Genomic DNA, 15,945 nt, shown 5'->3' on the forward strand with positions numbered 1-15,945 from the left:
CGTCCGCGTGCAGCCCGCCGTGATCGCACCCACGTGAATCGCTTCCTCGTCCCCTTCGGCCGCCGGATCGGACCCGACCCGGCGTCGATCGACAGCTGCAGGATGGGAGGCCGCCAGGGTCCTCGAGCGCGAGCCCCCGCACGTGGCCGACGGCCTGCGTCGCCTGCGTGCCGAGGTCCTGGCCGTGATGAAGCGGCTGAAGGAGATCTTCGATCCCGACGGTGTGCTCAACCCCGGCATCGTGCTGAACGACGATCCGAACTGCCACCTCCACCACCTCAAGCACCCGCCGTCGGCCGTCCCCGACGTCGATGCCTGCGTCGAAGCGGCGAGCCACGACGTGGTCGTGCCCGAGAACCTCGCCTGTTGTGGCACGGCCGGCGATCGGGGTCTGATCTTCCCCGAGCTCTCGGCCAGCGCGTTGCGCAAGGAGAAGGCCGACCTCGAGGCCGCCGACGCCGGACGGTTCGTGAGTTCGAACCTCACGTGCGAGACCGGTCCGGGCGCGCAGACGGGGCGTTCGTTCGAGTCGTTCCTGTATCTGCTGGAGGAGGCGTCGCGGGGTTGAGGATGACACGATCGGCCGCCCCGTCCGACGGCCCGCGTCCGTGTCCCCTCAACGACCCTCTTCGGGCCCCGACGGCTCCTCGATCACGAACTCCAGCGACCGCTCGAGGGTGACGTCGCGTACCTGGTCGACGACGGTCACCACGAGCTCGTGCGCACCCGGCTCGAGCTCCCGCAGGTCGAGCCCCGTGCCCTTGACCACCACACCGTCCGGCGAGATGCCCGTCCGCTCCTCGACGAACTCGTCGATGCTGGGCGTGCCCTTCGTGCTGCCGATCGGGGTCGTACGGTAGGAGATCGAGAACCGGGTCCGATCGTCGGCCGCGAGACCCAGATCGTACACCTCGAAGTACACGAACAGCCGGTCCTGCGCGCGCGGGATCACGCGCTCGGGCAGGGGAAGGACGACGTTCGCGTAGCGCACGAACTCCGTGGGCACGTCGGTGTCGACGGCGTAGTCGTCGAAGCTGACACCGAGCATCAGAGCGCTCATGGTCGGTGACGCGTCGTCGGGACGACCACTGACGACGAAGCGCAGGTCGATCCAGCGACGGGCACCGGTGAGCCTGTCCTCGCCCTCGAGTGCGAGACGGTAGCGCCCGGGTTCCACGTCGAGACCGACGCGTGCGGTGCGTGCCGGTCGGAGCCCGTGGGCGCGGCGTTCGGGATCGAACGCCGCGAGGAGGGACTCCCGATCCCGCGACGTGTCGGCGAGAATCGTCCCCTGGTCGAGCCGGTTCTCCGCGGTGTCGAACAGCGCCCACTGCAATTCGACGTCGCCGAGATCCTCGACGCTCCTGTCCGTGGATTCGTCGGACGCGACGACCGCCATCGAAAGGATCGCCGAGGCCCGCTCGCGCGTGCTCGCGAGCACCGCCATCTCGAGCGCGAGGTCGAAGGGCGAGGACCGGCCTCCGCGAGAGAACTGGAGCGGTTTGTCGCTGCGCAGGGCTTCGAACCGCGGCCTGGACTCCGGCGCGACGGCCCAGTCCCGCAGGTAGTTCTGGTCCACGAAGTTCAGACTGAACGTCGACGGACCGCGGACCCAGGTCCAGACCCAGGTCCGGTAGTTCCCTCGCGTCCACCGGCGGTTCAGCGAGGGCGGCCTGAAATCGTCGCGGACGGCGACGATGGGCCGGATGTCGGGCGTGAACTCCGACGTCACGGTCGGCCGTCCCCAACGGACCCAGGCGTCACCGGTCTCGGTGTCCCAGCCCGGGGTCCCGGACTCGGCGTCACCCCACAGGGCGTCGGCCTGCAGGAGCCGGCGCCAGAACTCGAGACGATGCCCGTTGCTGCGACGCACGGGATCCGGATCGATCCGATCCCAGTAGCGCGCCACCGTGGCCACGTCGCCCTCGCGGACACCGGGCAGCCAGCCACCTCCGTGCTCGAAGACACTCGCGAGTTCGTCGGGCACCGCCGCGAGTGCCTGACCGAACAGGTTCTCCGACAATTCCTGCGTCGAAGCTTCGTAGGACAACAGCCCCGCCCTGAGCAGGAGGAGCGGAAGAGCGACCGCGCGACCCTCCTCGAGCGGAGGCAGATGGTCGAGGGCTGTGTCGGGCCGATCCGCAACGAGGCACACCGACGCCAATGCCGCCGAGTGATCCGCCGAGCCGGGGGCGAGTTCGGTGGCACGTTTCAGATGATGGATCGCCGCGCCCACGGGCTCGGGCTTCAGGTGGCGGCGGGCATCGAACCAGTACGCGAAGCCCAGCGCGTAGTGGTACGCCGCCTGCTCCTCGAAGTGCTCGCGCGCTGCTTCCAGCGCGGCGATCGCCCCCGCCCCGTCGCGTGCCCGATGGTGGGCACGCATCGTCCACAACAGCACGTCGAGTCGATCCGGAGCGCGCTGCGCCAGGCCCTCCAGGATGTCAACCGCGATCGACCGATCCTCGGAACGTCCCGTACAGAGGTTCAGAACGGCGAACTCGAAGTCCTCGTGGACGGTCCGGAAACCCTGTGAATGAAGTCGAGCGGAAAGCGCGTCGATGCGTGCCAAGACGTCGTCGCGCGGAAGGTCTTCGGCCGGGTGCCAGATCCGGGGCGGACGCGGGCTGATTCCCAGGACCGATGCGCCCGCGGAAACCGCGGACAAAAGGACCAGGACCGCCACGACGATCCGTACCGTGCACTGCATGTCTCGTCCCTTTGGAGCGAGGAGGCCAGGCATCGAGGGGCCTCGCGCGCAAGCTACCGATCGCGGCCCCCTGCGCGCAAGCGGCGGTCGCGGGGGGACAGCATCGCCACGACGATCTATATTCGGGGCATCGTCGTCGAGTCCGGCGTGTGCACCATGCCCCGTTCCCCGAGGCCTCCCGTGTCCGAGATCCCTCCCGCCCGCCAGTTGCTGCCCAGCACGGCCATGCTGCTCGCCTTCGACGCGGCCGTGCGCACGGGCAGCTTCACGGGTGCCGCGCGCGAGCTGAATCTGACCCAGGGCGCGGTGAGCAAGCAGATCATCGCGCTCGAGGAGCAGCTCGGTGTCGACCTCTTCGACCGCTCCGGACATCGCGTGGAGCTCACCCAGGCCGGACGGGTGTACGCCCGCGACGTGCGCGCCGCCCTCGACCTGATCCTCACCGCGTCGATGCGCGTGATGAGCGATCCGCAGGGTGGCGCGCTCAACCTGGCCGTGTTGCCCACCTTCGGCACGCGGTGGCTCATGCCGCGCCTGCCCGGCTTCCTGGCCGAACACCCCGGCGTGACCGTGCACTTCCACACCAAGCTGTCGCCCTTCGACTTCCGGCTCGAGCACCTCGACGCCGCCATCCACTTCGGCACGTCGACCTGGCCCGACGCCGAGAGCACCTACCTCATGGGCGAGGTGATCCTCCCCTTCGCCTCGCCGCAGTTCGTCGCCCAGCATCGGATCGAGTCACCGGAGGACCTGACGCGGGTGCGCCTGCTGCACATCTCGACGCGGCGGAGCGCGTGGGAGGACTGGTTCCGCGCGCAGGACGTCGCCGCGCCGAGCACCGAGGGACTGTACTTCGAGCAGTTCCTCACCGCGGCGCAGGCCGCGGCCGCGGGGCTGGGTGCCGTGCTGCTGCCACGCTTCCTGGTGGGCGGCGAGGTGGAGCGCGGCGAGCTCGTGCCGATCCTCGATCGGCCGTTGCGCAGCGAGAAGGGATACTACCTGGTGGTCCCCCACGACCGCGCGGGGTGGGCACCGGTGGTCGCGTTCAAGGAATGGCTGCTGCGGACGGTGGACGAGGACCGGCGCTCGCGGGGAGGCGCTCCTCGAGCCACCACCGAGGACTGAGCCGCGCCCCTCACCGCGGAGCGTCGATCACCATCATCGTCGCCGACGCGCGGGCCACGACGCGATCGTCGTCCTCCGCACGCACCCATCCCTCGACGTAGGCCGTGCGGCGTGTGCGATGCACGACCGTGCCACGAGCGACCAGCCGTTCGCCGCGGGCCTTGCCGAGGAAGTTGACCTTCATCTCGAGCGTGGCGGCCGACAGGCTCTCGCCGCCGTCGGCCATGAAGAAGGAACGGGCCATGGCCGTGTCCAGCAGACTGCACAGCACGCCGCCGTGCACGATGCCGCCGATGTTCAGGTGCCGCGGCTGCACGTCGAGCTCGACCACGTAGTCGTCGCCGTCGAAGCCCCGTGGGTCGAGGCCGAGATCGACGATGTGGTGGACTTCGCTCACCGCGCCTCCACCGTCTCGATCACCATCGAAATACCCTGGCCCACGCCGATGCACATGGTGCACAGCGCGCGCCGTCCCCCACCGCGGCGGAGCTGGTGCAGGGCGGTGGTGACCAGCCGCGCTCCGCTCATGCCCAGCGGATGGCCCAGCGCGATGGCCCCGCCGAGGGGATTGATGCGCGGATCGTCGTCGGCCAGGCCGAGTTCCCGCGTGCAGGTCAGCGCCTGTGCGGCGAAGGCCTCGTTGAACTCGAGCACGTCCATGGCGTCGAGGTCGAGTTGCAGACGCGCGAGCAGCTTGCGCGTGGCGGGCACCGGGCCCAGGCCCATGATCCGCGGCGGGACACCGGCCGCCGCCGCCCCGACCACCCGGGCCCGCGGGGTCAGTCCGTACTTCTCGACCGCCTCGGCCGACGCCACCACCAGCGCCGCGGCACCGTCGTTCACGCCCGAGGCGTTGCCCGCGGTCACGGTGCCCGGATCACGGAAGAGTGGACGCAACGACGCGAGCTTCTCGAGCGAGCTCTGCCGCGGATGCTCGTCGCGATCGACGACCAGAGGATCGGCCTTGCGCCGGGGCACCGTGACCGGCGTGATCTCTTCGGCCAGACTGCCGTCGGCCTGGGCCGCGGCTGCCTTCTCCTGACTCCACAGGGCAAAGCGGTCCTGGTCCTCGCGCGCGACCCCGAACTCCGCGGCCAGGTTCTCGGCGGTGTCCGGCATCGACGCGGTGCCGTACTGCTCGTCCAGACGCGGGTTGACGAAGCGCCAGCCGATGGTGGTGTCGTACATCTGCGCGTCGCGGGCGAAGGCCGCCGTCGACTTGCCCACCACGAAGGGCGCGCGCGACATGCTCTCGACCCCGCCGGCCAGGACGAGGTCGGCCTCGCCGGTGGCGATCGTGCGCGCGGCCTGCGCCACGGCCTCCATGCCCGACCCGCACAGACGGTTCACGGTGCAGCCGGACACCGAGTCGGGCAGACCCGCCAGCAGCAGCGACATGCGCGCGACGTTGCGGTTGTCCTCGCCGGCCTGGTTCGCGCAGCCCAGCAGGACGTCGTCGACGCCCGCCGGATCGATCCCGGGATTGCGCTCGAGCAGCACCCGCAGCGGGATCGCCGCCAGGTCGTCGGGACGCACCGACGCCAACGCGCCCCCGTACCGGCCCACGGGGGTACGGATCGCATCGCAGAGGTAGGCTGGCCTCGTCGTCATCGTCGTCCTCCCGTACGGCCGAAGGCGTCAACCCACCTTGGTCAGGGGCTGGTACGCCGAACGGGCCAGCTCGCTCGTCCGGGCGTCCCGGACCTTGCACAGTCCACCCAACAGGGTGTCGGCGAACTCGTCGATCTCGGCCCTGGTCATCGCCGTCGACAGCATGCCCGAGGCGGTGTTGATCATCATGATGCCGTTGTGGAACAGGTGGTCCAGCAGGATCTCCAGTCGCTCCGATCCCATGGGCCCCACGTAGTTGGTCCGGTAGTCCTCAGGCGGCTTCGGCTTGAGGTGGATCCGGAACATCGATCCGGTCCCGGTGACGCAGGCCGGAATGTCGGCGATCTCCATGACCTCGCGGATCGTTCGCCGCGTGTACTCGCCCAGGACGTTCAGCCGCTCCACCGCGTAGCAGTCCAGTAGCTTCATGGTGGTCAGCCCGGCCGTCATCGAGATCGGGTTGGCCGAGAAGGTTCCCGAGTGCGGGAACAGCAGCTCGGGCGCACTCGGATCCATGACGTCCATGATCTCCTTCTTGCCGGCCAACGCACCGATCGGGAATCCGCCACCGATCATCTTGCCGAGCGCCGTGAGGTCCACGTCGACCGGATAGCGGTCTTGGGCTCCCCCGACGGCGACACGGAAGGTGATCACCTCGTCGAAGACGAGCAACGCTCCGTTCTCGCGCGTCCAGTCCCGCAGGGTGTTCACGAAGTCCGTCGTGGCCGGGATCATACCGATGCGGTGCGGGACGGGGTCGATGAGCACGCAGGCGATCTCGCCAGCGTGCTGATCCAGGATCGCCTTCGCGCGCAGCGGATCGTTGAAGGGGATGATGATCACGTCCCCGAGAGCGCTCGCGGGGGTGCCGCGCGCGACCGGCGTGCTCACCGGGTGGTCCAGGGTCCCCCAGTTGGAAGGGTTCGAAGTCTGGCTCACCTCGGCGTAGTCGTAGAGGCCGTGGTAGGCGCCCTCGCACTTGGCGATCTTCGGGCGGCCGGTGTAGGCACGGGCGGCCTTCAGGCAGCTCATGACGGCCTCGGTGCCCGAGTTGACGAAGCGGATCTTCTCGAAGCCAGCCGCACGATCGACCATGAACTCCGCGAACAACAGCTCCTGCTCGGTCGCCATCGTGAACGCGGTGCCCCGCCGGAGTTGCTCGGACACCGCGTCGACCACTGCCGGATGGGCGTGGCCGTGCACCAGACTGGCCATGTTGTTCGCGAAGTCGATCCGGCAGTTGCCGTCGGCGTCCCACACCCGGCAACCCTCGCCGCGGACGGCGTACTGCGGGTGTGGCTTACGGAGCACGGTGTTGCGGCTGACGCCGCCGGGGAGGACTCTCTTGGCGCGTTCGAAGAGCTGCGCGCTACGCGGGTTGTCGTCGCCTTTGTCCTTGTCCATCACGTCACCAGCCGGTAGGGCCGGTCCAGGATCGGACGTCGACCGCGACACCGTGCCGCGGCCGTGCCCGGTCACGTCCGGGACAGCTCGTCTCCCTCGATCAGTGGAGCTCCGGTGCGTTCCCGGACCTCCTCCATGGTCACCCCCGGAGCCAGCTCTGTGACGACGAGCCCGTCCCTGGTCACGTCGATCACGGCGAGGTCGGTGGTGATCCGGTCCACCACGCGCTTGCCGGTCAGGGGATAGGTGCACTCGGTGACGATCTTCGGCTCGCCGGTCTTCGTCGTGTGCCTGGTGATCACGTGGATGGTCTTCACGCCGGCGACGAGGTCCATCGCTCCGCCGACGGCAGGGATGGCGTCGGCCGCTCCGGTCGACCAGTTCGCCAGGTCACCGTTCTGTGCGACCTGCATCGCGCCGAGCACGCAGACGTCGATGTGGCCACCGCGGATCATGGTGAAGCTGTCGGCGTGGTGGAAGTAGGCCGCCCCCCGGATCGCGGTGACCGGCTTCTTGCCGGCGTTGATCAGTTCCGGGTCCTCCTCGCCGGGCTCCGGGTCGCGGCCCATGCCCAGCAGGCCGTTCTCGACGTGGTAGACCACCTCGCGGCCCTCGGGGATGAAGGCCGCCACCAGCTCGGGCATTCCGATGCCCAGGTTCACGTAGCTGCCGTCGGGAATGTCCTGCGCCACGCGTCGGGCCATCTCCTCGCGGGTCCAGCCGACGACTCCCTGTTCCTCGGTCGCGCTCATGGGTAGCGCACCCCCTCCCGCACCAGTGCAGACTCCTGCAAGGGCTCGGCCACCCGGACGACGCGGTCGACGAAGATCCCGGGCGTGACCACGCACTCCGGATCGATCTCGCCGGCCTCGACGATCTGTTCGGTCTGGACGATCGTCGTCCCGGCCGCGGTGCACATGATCGGCGCGAAGTTCCGCGCCGTTTTGTTGTACAGCAGATTGCCGTAGCGGTCGGCCACGCGTGCCTTGACCAGGGCGAAGTCGGCCCGCAGACCCCGCTCCATGAGGTAGGTCCGGCCGTCGAACTCGCGGGTCTCCTTGCCCTCCTCGAGCACCGTCCCCACGCCGGTGGCCGTGTAGAAGGCGGGGATCCCCGCGCCGCCGGCACGGATGCGCTCGGCGAGCGTGCCCTGGGGCACCAGCTCGAGTTCGACCTTGCCGGCCCGGTACTGCTCGGGGAAGACCTTCGAGTTCGCCGTGCGCGGATACGAGCAGATCATCTTCGCCACGCGCTCGTTGTCGATCAGCGCGGCCAGACCGACGTGGCCACTGCCCGTGTTGTTGTTGACCACGGTGAGGCCGCGCGCTCCCTGGTCGATCAGGGCGTGGATCAGCTCGATCGGACTTCCGGCCTCGCCGAATCCACCGATCATCACCGTCGCCCCGTCCGGAATGTCGGCCACGGCCTCGGCCACCGAGTTCCATCGCTTGTCGATCATCTCGCCTTTCCGATCCTCGGGACGGCCGGGGCCGCTCCCCCGGCCGGAGTGCCGTCAGACGTCGAGCGATTCGCGCGCCGACGCCAGCGCGCGCGCCAGCTCCGCCTCGATCTCGCGCAGTTCCTCACGGAAGAAGAACTCGTCGCCCTCGAAGGGCGGCAGCAGGTCCACCGTATTCTGCTCCTCGTCGTACTGCGCGAGGAAGACCCTGTCCATCCATTCCATGTTCCGGCCCTCGGTGAACTTCAGCGCGAAGGCCTGCTTGCCGTTCACCTCGCAGGTGCCGAGGATCGAGATCTTGCCCGCCGACGAGGTCATCGAGATGTAGCGCGTGGGTCGGTAGATCGACGCCAGGTTGCGATGGATCCGGCTGGCGACCTCGTTCACCTCGGCCAGCGGCGTGGTGAAGTAGTGGTGCTCACCGGTCGGACGCGCGCAGTACATCGAGTGGAAGCCGATGTGCATGGTCCCGAGCAGGTTGGCCAGGTCGATCCAGTTCTGTGCGCTGCGCTCGACGTCGGTGCGGCCGTCCGGGCCTTCGAACAGGCTCACGTGCCGCATGATCGGGCTCTGGCTGCGCAGCACCACGCCGTGGCGCTGCAGGCGGCGGATCGCCGCGATGGTGCTGGGATTGAGGATCTCGCGCGGCGTGCTGAAGTGCGCCATCCAGGCCAGCTGGATGCCGGCGGCGTGCAGCTCGTCGAACAGGGCGAGCATCTCGTCGTACTCCGGCGAGAGCACACGCTCGGGGCTGTAGCTGAGCAGGCGCGTGCCCAGGCGGATCGCACGCACGTGCAGGAAGTCGGGGTCACCCTCGAGCAGCGGCCGGGCGTACTCGCGCAGACGGCTCGCCGGCATGTAGCCCGCGTCGCCGCCGGTGATCAACATGTCGGTGATCTCGGGGTGCGTGCGCACGTAGCGGTGGACCTGCTCGATCTCCTTCTGCAGGAACATGTCCTCGTCGCCGCGCACCTGCGCGTGGCGGAAGCAATAGGTGCAGAAGGCGAAGCAGTTCTGCGTCGAGGTGTCGAAGATCAGCGCGCACTGCGGGTACTTGTGCTGGCTGCCCTCGAGGAATTCCATCTCGCCTTCGGCGTTCGTGAACAGCGGCTTGTTGAGCTGCTGGTTGCCGTCGTGCGGGTTGGTCGACTCCATGTAGTCGTCGAGGACCTGCTGGCGTTCCTCTTCGGTCGCCGCCGCCCGGGAGCGCTCGACCAGCTCCCGGCGCAGCATCCCCGGTTGCGGGAAGGTGAGCTGGAACAGCGAATCCGTGGCGAAGTGGTCCCAGTCGATGCTGTTGAGCACGTGGCGCGTGACCATGAAGCGGTAGACGCGCACGAAGAGTTCGCGCTCCTCGACGTGACCGATGTGGATGCCGGCGTCCTCGAGGACGGTCACCACCTCGCGCAGGCCCTCGAGGCCGCGGTACTGTTCCTTGTCGCGGAACAGGAAGGGACGCGTCTCGAGCAGGCCCGACGACTCCGGGTACTGGGCGTGCACCCGGCTCAGCAGACCCTGCGGCAGCAGGTCCTCGCGCTCGATGATCGCCCGGACCTCGTCGGAGTACCGGTAGCGATCGAGCATCCGGTCGATGTCCTCACGGGTGACGGCGGCCGTGGTCGGGGCCATGGTCTCGGGTGCACTCACGGTGGTTCCCCCAGGGTCGGGTTCTCGATGGGCGCACGCCGCGCTGCCCCTCCGACCCGGGAACGGTGTGGGGCACGTCGAGCCGCGGCGCCCGATACGGGTTCCATCCAGATCTTCGACACCGCGCCCGCCCGGTGCCACCGAAGATCGGTCATCGAAGCATCACCGGGAGGAATGAACAGGATCTCGTCCGGCCGCTCGACCCCGAAACGGCCTCCAGGGCGCTCCATACGACTCTCGGCCCGCGGACGGCAGATCCCGGAGGACCGCCTGGAGGTCGGAGAGATCACAACTTCGATTCCGTCAGCGCATCGAGAGGCCCCGTTCGACAGGACGCCGCGTCCGCCGAGCGCCGGTCACCCACGTTCGCCCAGTCGGCGGGCGATCCACACGGTGCGAAACACTGCCGTACCCGTCGTGCCCACGGCGAGGACGGCCAGAACGCCGACGGTGAGCGCTCCCGTGTCCCGACCGAGGAGGAGGTGCGACAGCGTGGGATCGAGCACGGGACCGAGCCCGAGCAGCAACATGCGCTCGGCTCGCTGCAGGACGCCGAGCTTGCACAGCACCCCCAGGCTCTCTCCGCGCGCGCGGGCGTAGCTGACCATGAGCGAACCACCCAACGCGATCACCGCGAGGACCACACCGGGACCCGACCCGTAGAAGACCACCAGGCCGACGAACACGGCCAACTCCGCGAACCGATCGAGGGTGGAGTCGATGAAGGCGCCCGCGTCCGACACCAATCCACGGCGGCGGGCCACGTCCCCGTCGAGGACGTCGGCGATCCCACTCAGCAGGATCAGCGCCCCTCCGACCGGCAGATGGCCGAGGCCGAATGCCACGCCCGACGCGATACCACCCGCAAGACCGAGAAGGTTGAAGACGAATGGGCTCGCCCCGGAAGCGAATGCCGCCCATCGCACCGGGCGCAGCGCCCAGTAGAACCAGTCGCGCACGAAGAAGCCGAGTACGAACGACCCGCCACGTCCCGTGGCGTCCCTCCCCCGGGCTCGGCCCGCAGCGCTGAAACGGTACGCCGCCATGCTCAACAGCGAGAGTCCGACCAGGCTCGTCACGACCACGATCTCGGGTCTCATCTCTCGTCTCCGGGCGACATGGACTCGCGGCGCGCGCGGCGCAACGCGCGGAGCACGCGAAAGAGCTTCGGCCACAACAACACCAGCGGCCAGCGGCGTTCGGCCGGTCGGATCTCGAGTTCGAGACCGGTCCGTCGCCGCAGCTTCCGCACGATGTAGTCGAGCCAGTCGTCGTAGGTGAAGAGATATTTCGACCACCGCAACGTGGCACGGATTCGCGAGCGCCGGAAATACCACGCCCAGCGCAGGCGTGCCACCCGTGATACGGCGCGGGTCCGCACGAAGTGATCACCGGCGACGACCACCCCGTGTTCGGGTCCATGACGGCTGATCAGATCGCGATAGAGCGGCACGAGCTGGTGCTCCTGGGCGGAGAAGACCTCTCGGACCCGCTCCCCTCGTTCCGGCCGGATCTCGCCCGCGTACGAGACTCGCAGCATGTGCTCGCAGTAGGTGCGGGCGTCGAACTCCCGGGGTAGGTCGAGCGGAACCCAGCACAGCGTCTCCACCCGCGCACGCGTCACGGCGGTCATGAGCGATCGCAGCACGGCGGACTCACGGACGAAGACGAACTCGACCCGCTGGGACAAGCGGCCCTTGCAGAAATGATCCGCTGACCGGCTCGAGAGTGCCCTCTCCAGGCCTTCCCGGGTGACCACGAAGCACTTCGCTCCGGCCCCCTCCACCGCTGGAGGTCGCACCGAGATCACGTTCGGTGTCAACCAGCGGTTCAGCACGGATAGCGTGAAGGCCGATCGCTGGACCATCCCCCGCTCACGAAGCCTTCCGTAGAACGACCGCGTGCTGTCGACGACCACGAAGAGGTCGGTCGCACTGTGTGGATCCGGCGATGTGCCGAGCAAGCGCGACCCGAAGAGGATCACGGCCGCGAGCGTCGGCCCCGATGCACGTGACAGGTACTCGACCTGGGCGGCGACTTCGTCCGTCGGAACGAAGAGCTCGGGCCGAGCTCGGGAACCGGGATCCATTCGACCGTCTCTCGTCAGGCAACCCGGCGAGTCATCGAGACCCGCCGGGTGCTTCGGAATCCGCCGACCCTCGCAGTCCGGCGAGACCCTCGACCATCTCCACGTGCATTCGATCGGAGAACTCCGAGGCCGTCTCCACGGTCGGGTCGAACCGGAACGGACCCAGACGGAGCGCCCGGCCCCGGACCCCGCCGATGTTCGACACGTAGTCGGCGAGCCGGCCGCAGCGCCAGAATCCGTCGACCACCAGTACGTGGGTCTCCCAGGTCCGCTGCTCGAGGATCGCCTCGAGCCCACCTCTCTTGAACGGTCGAATCCCGCCGTCCCGAGTGCGGTGTCCCTCGGGGAACAGCACCATGGGCCGCTCGGCGGAGCGGGCCACTTCGGCGAGACGGTCGACCTGTTCCCTCGTTCGCGATCCCGGCTCCACCAACGGCATGTCGTACAGCCGCAACATGTGGGAAACCAAGGGAATCCCCCGAGCGTAGCGTCGTCTGGTCACGATCAGGGGCGAGCGATCCCGCACCGCGAGAATGCCGAGGGGTATGTCCAGCAGGGACTGATGATTCATGAGGATGAGCGTCCCGGTGGTACCTCGCACCGGCGCGGGCACCTCGATCCGGGCCCCGGCGACCACTCCGACCACACCTCGCAGGATCAGCGCGGCCACCCCGCGCATCCAGACATACAGGATCCGGTCACGGGCGCCCGGCCGAATCCGTATCCATCCAGTCACGATGATCCGTTGAATCAAGTCGGTGACAAGAAATATGATGGCCGCCGTGAAGAGTGAGAAGGCTCCGCGCAGTCGCAATGGTTCGATCCTGCTCCGAGCTCCGGAACTCGACGTCGAATCAGGCCCTCTCCGGCACCGGTGATCGTCCTCGAGCGCCTCGTGCTTCCCACGAGAGAAGGATATTTGGGCAGCCATGAAACCGTCAAGGATCCCCTCCCGATACGAGCCGCCCGATTCGGCGGTCGAGTCCAACGCATCCGCCCCCGGCGCGGCCGGCCAGGACGCCGTACCGACGCCCGACGACGAGGATCGCGCGCGCCGGTTCCAGGACTACGACTACAGCAACTTCTACTCGGGCACAGGGAACGATCCCTTCGACATGCTCGAGCCCTTCGACGCGTGGTGGCAATGGGCGCGGCCGGCGGGGTACTACCAGTTCGGCCTCCCGATGCGCACGGCACCCGGAACGAGGGTGGACGTCGACGAGACCAAGAATCACACCACCCTGAAGGGTCTCGTGAACCTGGCCAGCTACAACTACCTGGGTCTCTCCTACCGCCCGGAGGTGATCGAAGCCTCGGTCGACGCCGTACGCAGGTACGGCCTCGGCGCGTCCGGGTCTCCGATCCTGAGCGGCAACCTCGATCTGCACGAACGGCTGCGTGAGAACCTCGCCCGCTTCAAGGCGAAGGAGGAGGTCCTGCTGTTCCCGTCGGGTTATGCTGCGAATCTGGGACTCATCGCCGGCCTGATGCGCGCGGGAGACCTGGTGGTGGCCGACCAGTACTCGCACACGAGCATCATCGATGGAATCATCCTCTCACGCGCCAAGGCTCGATTCTTCCGCCACAACGACGCCGACGACCTGGACCGCAAACTCGGTCGCGCCGATGGCAAGAAGCTCGTGGTGGTCGAGGGCGTCTACTCGATGGACGGCGATCTCGCTCGGCTGCCCGAGATCGTGGAGGTCGCTCGCAAGCACGGTGCGCGCATCCTCATCGACGAGGCGCACTCCGGCTTCCTCTTCGGAGAGAACGGCCGTGGGGTCGCGGAGCACTTCGGCCTCGACGACGAGGTCGACATCCATCTCGGAACCTTTTCCAAGAGCCTCGGGGGCATGGGTGGCTTCGTTGCGGGCTCGACCCAGCTCATCAATTATCTTCGGGGGTTCGCGCGTTCGCGTGTGTTCTCCTGTGCGATCGCCCCCGGCGTCGTGGCCGGACTCGACCGGGCACTCGACATCGCTCGCGCCGAGCCCGAGCTCCGGTTCGTGCTCCACGACAACGCCGACTTCCTCCGCAATCGTCTGAGAGACGCCGGGGTCGACGTGGGCCTGTCGGAGTCGCAGGTGATTCCGATTCTGATCCGCGACGACGAGCGGATCTTCTCGATCGTCGAGGACCTTCTCCACGAGGGCGTGTACCTGAATCCGGTTCGCTATCCCGCCGTGGGAAAACACCGATCGCGGGTGCGGATCTCCGTCTCGGCGGCTCACACGCGCGCCGAGCTGGCCGAAGCGGCCGATGTCATCACTCACGTGCTGCGCAGGTACGGGCTATGCAATTGACGAAGTACAGGTTCTCGAACGCAATCAATGCCTTCTTCGAGATGCCGACCGAGACCGCGGCCGAGCTGTTGCCCGACCATCTCCAACCACTCGAGCTACGCCACCAGTCCTCGATCCTCGCGGTGACGGCGTTCCACTTCACCGAGAGCATGGTCGGCGACTACCACGAGGTCGTTCTCGCAGTGATCGTGCCCCCGATGGTCAAAGCCGCCGATGTCTTTCCGAAGTCGGCCTACTATCCCTTCGTCGTGGGGACCAGTACGTCGGCCTCTCGCGAGCATGCCATCGAACGGTGGCACCTCCCCCACTACATGGCCGACGTCCATGTCGACCTCGTAGAGAAGGATGGTACCGTCGACGTCCGTGTCCGTGACGAAGACAGTCCGATCCTCGACTTCCGGATCACGGCACACAAGTGGTCGATCGTCGACCAGCTGTACCAGTGCTTCATGACCGACGACTCGAATCGCTATCGGGTCGACATGCATCTGCACGGTCGCTTCACCGAACACGAAGACGAGCAAGGCCGACTCACGCTCCACGAGCATCCGATGACCGAGCTGATCTTCGACCAGGACGTCGCGACACACCCGTTCCGCGAGATGTGGATGAAGGACGGGATGCAGGTCTTCGAAGAGCTGGAAACGATCTAGATGATCGTGAGTACCGAGTCCGTCGCCTGATGTCGGTCTTCGTGATCGTCAACCCTGCCGCCGGCCGCGGACGGCGCGAGGGCCGGATCGCCAGTCTTCGAGCGCTCCTGGAGCGCGCGTTGCCCGACCGACGAGAGGTCTTCACCACGGGCCCCGGCCAGGAAGCCGACCTCGTGGATCACGCACTCACCGAGGGCTACGACACGATCGTGGCGATCGGCGGAGACGGCACGTGGAGCCTGGTCGCGGACCGCATTCTGAGATCGGGGCAGCGAGACGTGCGTCTCGGGCTGTTGCCCGCGGGCACGGGGAACGACTTCGGGAAGTCGCTGGGCATCACGTCCGATCGAAGCGAGCACGTGGTCCGGGCGATCGTCGAACGCCGAACGCGTCGGGTCGACGTAGGGCGCGCCGGAGGGCGATACTTCCTGAACGTGGTGGGAGCCGGCTTCGACATCGCCGTGATCGACGATGCGGCCGGTCTGCCTTTCCTGCATGGTGACGCCCTGTACCGAGCCTCCGCGTTGCGTCAACTCTTCCGCTTTTCGGGTCTCCCGCTGGAGATCCACGCGAACTCCTGCCGGCCACTCGTACTCGATCATCTCATGCTGGTGGTCGCCAACGCGAACTACTTCGGCGGATCGTTCCACATCGCGCCGCGTGCCCGACTCGACGACGGCCGTCTCGACGCCGTGAGCATCGCCAATGGGGGTGCATTCGAGCGAGCCCGCCTCTTCTCACTCGTCGGCCGAGGGCGACACGAGGGACATCCCAAAGTGATCATCCAACAGGCCTCTCGCCTCGAGGTGCGGTCCGAGCCGGGTTGGCGCTACGAGATGGACGGCGAAGTCTACACGTGCGAGGGTGGGCGGCTCGAGATCGAGTCGGTTCCCGCCGCGCTCGAGATCTTCGTACCCGAGTTCTGACTCGGGCCCGAGGGGGCG

15 protein-coding genes are annotated in these 15,945 nt (G+C 67.8%); 5 read left to right on the forward strand and 10 right to left on the reverse strand.

Annotated features, from left to right (window positions below; genetic code table 11):
• The first annotated feature begins 142 nt into the window (after positions 1-142).
• The gene (locus VKA86_16215; GenBank protein ID HKK72752.1) at positions 143-568 is read left to right on the forward strand and encodes an FAD-linked oxidase C-terminal domain-containing protein; all 426 of its coding nucleotides are present in this window, start codon (positions 143-145) and stop codon (positions 566-568) included.
• 48 nt (positions 569-616) lie between these two features.
• Here the strand turns inward: VKA86_16215 and VKA86_16220 are convergent, their stop codons facing one another.
• Complete coding sequence (locus VKA86_16220) at positions 617-2,710, reverse strand: GWxTD domain-containing protein (GenBank protein HKK72753.1); 2,094 nt, start codon at positions 2,708-2,710, stop codon at positions 617-619.
• Positions 2,711-2,899: 189 nt separating this feature from the next.
• On the opposite strand from VKA86_16220, the gene VKA86_16225 reads away from it, so the two are divergent.
• The gene (locus tag VKA86_16225; GenBank protein ID HKK72754.1) at positions 2,900-3,835 is read left to right on the forward strand and encodes a LysR family transcriptional regulator; all 936 of its coding nucleotides are present in this window, start codon (positions 2,900-2,902) and stop codon (positions 3,833-3,835) included.
• Positions 3,836-3,845: 10 nt separating this feature from the next.
• On the opposite strand, the gene VKA86_16230 is transcribed toward VKA86_16225, so the two are convergent.
• From VKA86_16230 to VKA86_16270, 9 genes are all read right to left on the reverse strand, one after another.
• On the reverse strand, positions 3,846-4,232 hold the full coding sequence (locus tag VKA86_16230; GenBank protein ID HKK72755.1) for a PaaI family thioesterase: 387 nt from the start codon (positions 4,230-4,232) through the stop codon (positions 3,846-3,848).
• Positions 4,229-5,446, reverse strand: coding sequence for a 3-oxoadipyl-CoA thiolase (gene pcaF / locus VKA86_16235; protein ID HKK72756.1), 1,218 nt, complete (start codon positions 5,444-5,446; stop codon positions 4,229-4,231). Before pcaF ends, VKA86_16230 begins: the two co-directional genes overlap by 4 nt.
• 27 nt (positions 5,447-5,473) lie before the next feature.
• Positions 5,474-6,850 carry an aspartate aminotransferase family protein gene (locus VKA86_16240; GenBank protein HKK72757.1) on the reverse strand — a complete coding sequence of 459 codons (1,377 nt, stop codon included), beginning with the start codon at positions 6,848-6,850 and terminating at the stop codon, positions 5,474-5,476.
• Between the two features lie 71 nt (positions 6,851-6,921).
• Entirely contained in the window at positions 6,922-7,602 is a 681-nt protein-coding gene (locus tag VKA86_16245; GenBank protein HKK72758.1) for a 3-oxoacid CoA-transferase subunit B, read from the reverse strand.
• The gene (locus VKA86_16250; protein HKK72759.1) at positions 7,599-8,309 is read right to left on the reverse strand and encodes a 3-oxoacid CoA-transferase subunit A; all 711 of its coding nucleotides are present in this window, start codon (positions 8,307-8,309) and stop codon (positions 7,599-7,601) included. The genes VKA86_16245 and VKA86_16250 overlap by 4 nt, the downstream gene beginning before the upstream one ends.
• A 54-nt stretch (positions 8,310-8,363) precedes the next feature.
• Positions 8,364-9,956, reverse strand: coding sequence for a hypothetical protein (locus tag VKA86_16255; GenBank protein ID HKK72760.1), 1,593 nt, complete (start codon positions 9,954-9,956; stop codon positions 8,364-8,366).
• 356 nt (positions 9,957-10,312) lie between these two features.
• Positions 10,313-11,056 carry a CDP-alcohol phosphatidyltransferase family protein gene (locus VKA86_16260; protein ID HKK72761.1) on the reverse strand — a complete coding sequence of 248 codons (744 nt, stop codon included), beginning with the start codon at positions 11,054-11,056 and terminating at the stop codon, positions 10,313-10,315.
• A complete protein-coding gene (locus VKA86_16265) occupies positions 11,053-12,045 on the reverse strand; it encodes a hypothetical protein (GenBank protein ID HKK72762.1) in 993 nt (330 codons plus the stop codon). Before VKA86_16265 ends, VKA86_16260 begins: the two co-directional genes overlap by 4 nt.
• Before the next feature lie 31 nt (positions 12,046-12,076).
• On the reverse strand, positions 12,077-12,715 hold the full coding sequence (locus tag VKA86_16270; protein HKK72763.1) for a lysophospholipid acyltransferase family protein: 639 nt from the start codon (positions 12,713-12,715) through the stop codon (positions 12,077-12,079).
• Positions 12,716-12,974: 259 nt separating this feature from the next.
• Here VKA86_16270 and VKA86_16275 point away from each other — a divergent pair, with 259 nt between their 5' ends.
• Genes VKA86_16275 through VKA86_16285 form a run of 3 tightly spaced genes read left to right on the forward strand, consistent with a single transcriptional unit; the run spans position 12,975 to position 15,927 of the window.
• Positions 12,975-14,348, forward strand: a complete 1,374-nt coding sequence (locus tag VKA86_16275) for an aminotransferase class I/II-fold pyridoxal phosphate-dependent enzyme (GenBank protein ID HKK72764.1) — start codon at positions 12,975-12,977, stop codon at positions 14,346-14,348.
• Complete coding sequence (locus VKA86_16280) at positions 14,339-15,001, forward strand: acetoacetate decarboxylase family protein (GenBank protein ID HKK72765.1); 663 nt, start codon at positions 14,339-14,341, stop codon at positions 14,999-15,001. Before VKA86_16275 ends, VKA86_16280 begins: the two co-directional genes overlap by 10 nt.
• A 29-nt stretch (positions 15,002-15,030) precedes the next feature.
• Positions 15,031-15,927 carry a diacylglycerol kinase family protein gene (locus tag VKA86_16285; protein ID HKK72766.1) on the forward strand — a complete coding sequence of 299 codons (897 nt, stop codon included), beginning with the start codon at positions 15,031-15,033 and terminating at the stop codon, positions 15,925-15,927.
• Positions 15,928-15,945: the final 18 nt, after the last annotated feature.

The sequence above is a fragment of the Candidatus Krumholzibacteriia bacterium genome (genome assembly GCA_035268685.1).
Classification (GTDB): Bacteria; Krumholzibacteriota; Krumholzibacteriia; order JAJRXK01; family JAJRXK01; genus JAJRXK01.

Bases quoted from the DNA above. Each gene is read 5' to 3' on its own strand.
- VKA86_16220 (HKK72753.1), bottom strand. From the start codon at position 2,710: ATGCAGTGCACGGTACGGATCGTCGTGGCGGTCCTGGTCCTTTTGTCC.
- pcaF (HKK72756.1), bottom strand. From the start codon at position 5,446: ATGACGACGAGGCCAGCCTACCTCTGCGATGCGATCCGTACCCCCGTG.
- VKA86_16240 (HKK72757.1), bottom strand. From the start codon at position 6,850: ATGGACAAGGACAAAGGCGACGACAACCCGCGTAGCGCGCAGCTCTTC.
- VKA86_16245 (HKK72758.1), bottom strand. From the start codon at position 7,602: ATGAGCGCGACCGAGGAACAGGGAGTCGTCGGCTGGACCCGCGAGGAG.
- VKA86_16250 (HKK72759.1), bottom strand. From the start codon at position 8,309: ATGATCGACAAGCGATGGAACTCGGTGGCCGAGGCCGTGGCCGACATT.
- VKA86_16260 (HKK72761.1), bottom strand. From the start codon at position 11,056: ATGAGACCCGAGATCGTGGTCGTGACGAGCCTGGTCGGACTCTCGCTG.
- VKA86_16265 (HKK72762.1), bottom strand. From the start codon at position 12,045: ATGGATCCCGGTTCCCGAGCTCGGCCCGAGCTCTTCGTTCCGACGGAC.
- VKA86_16275 (HKK72764.1), top strand. From the start codon at position 12,975: ATGAAACCGTCAAGGATCCCCTCCCGATACGAGCCGCCCGATTCGGCG.
- VKA86_16280 (HKK72765.1), top strand. From the start codon at position 14,339: ATGCAATTGACGAAGTACAGGTTCTCGAACGCAATCAATGCCTTCTTC.
- VKA86_16285 (HKK72766.1), top strand. From the start codon at position 15,031: ATGTCGGTCTTCGTGATCGTCAACCCTGCCGCCGGCCGCGGACGGCGC.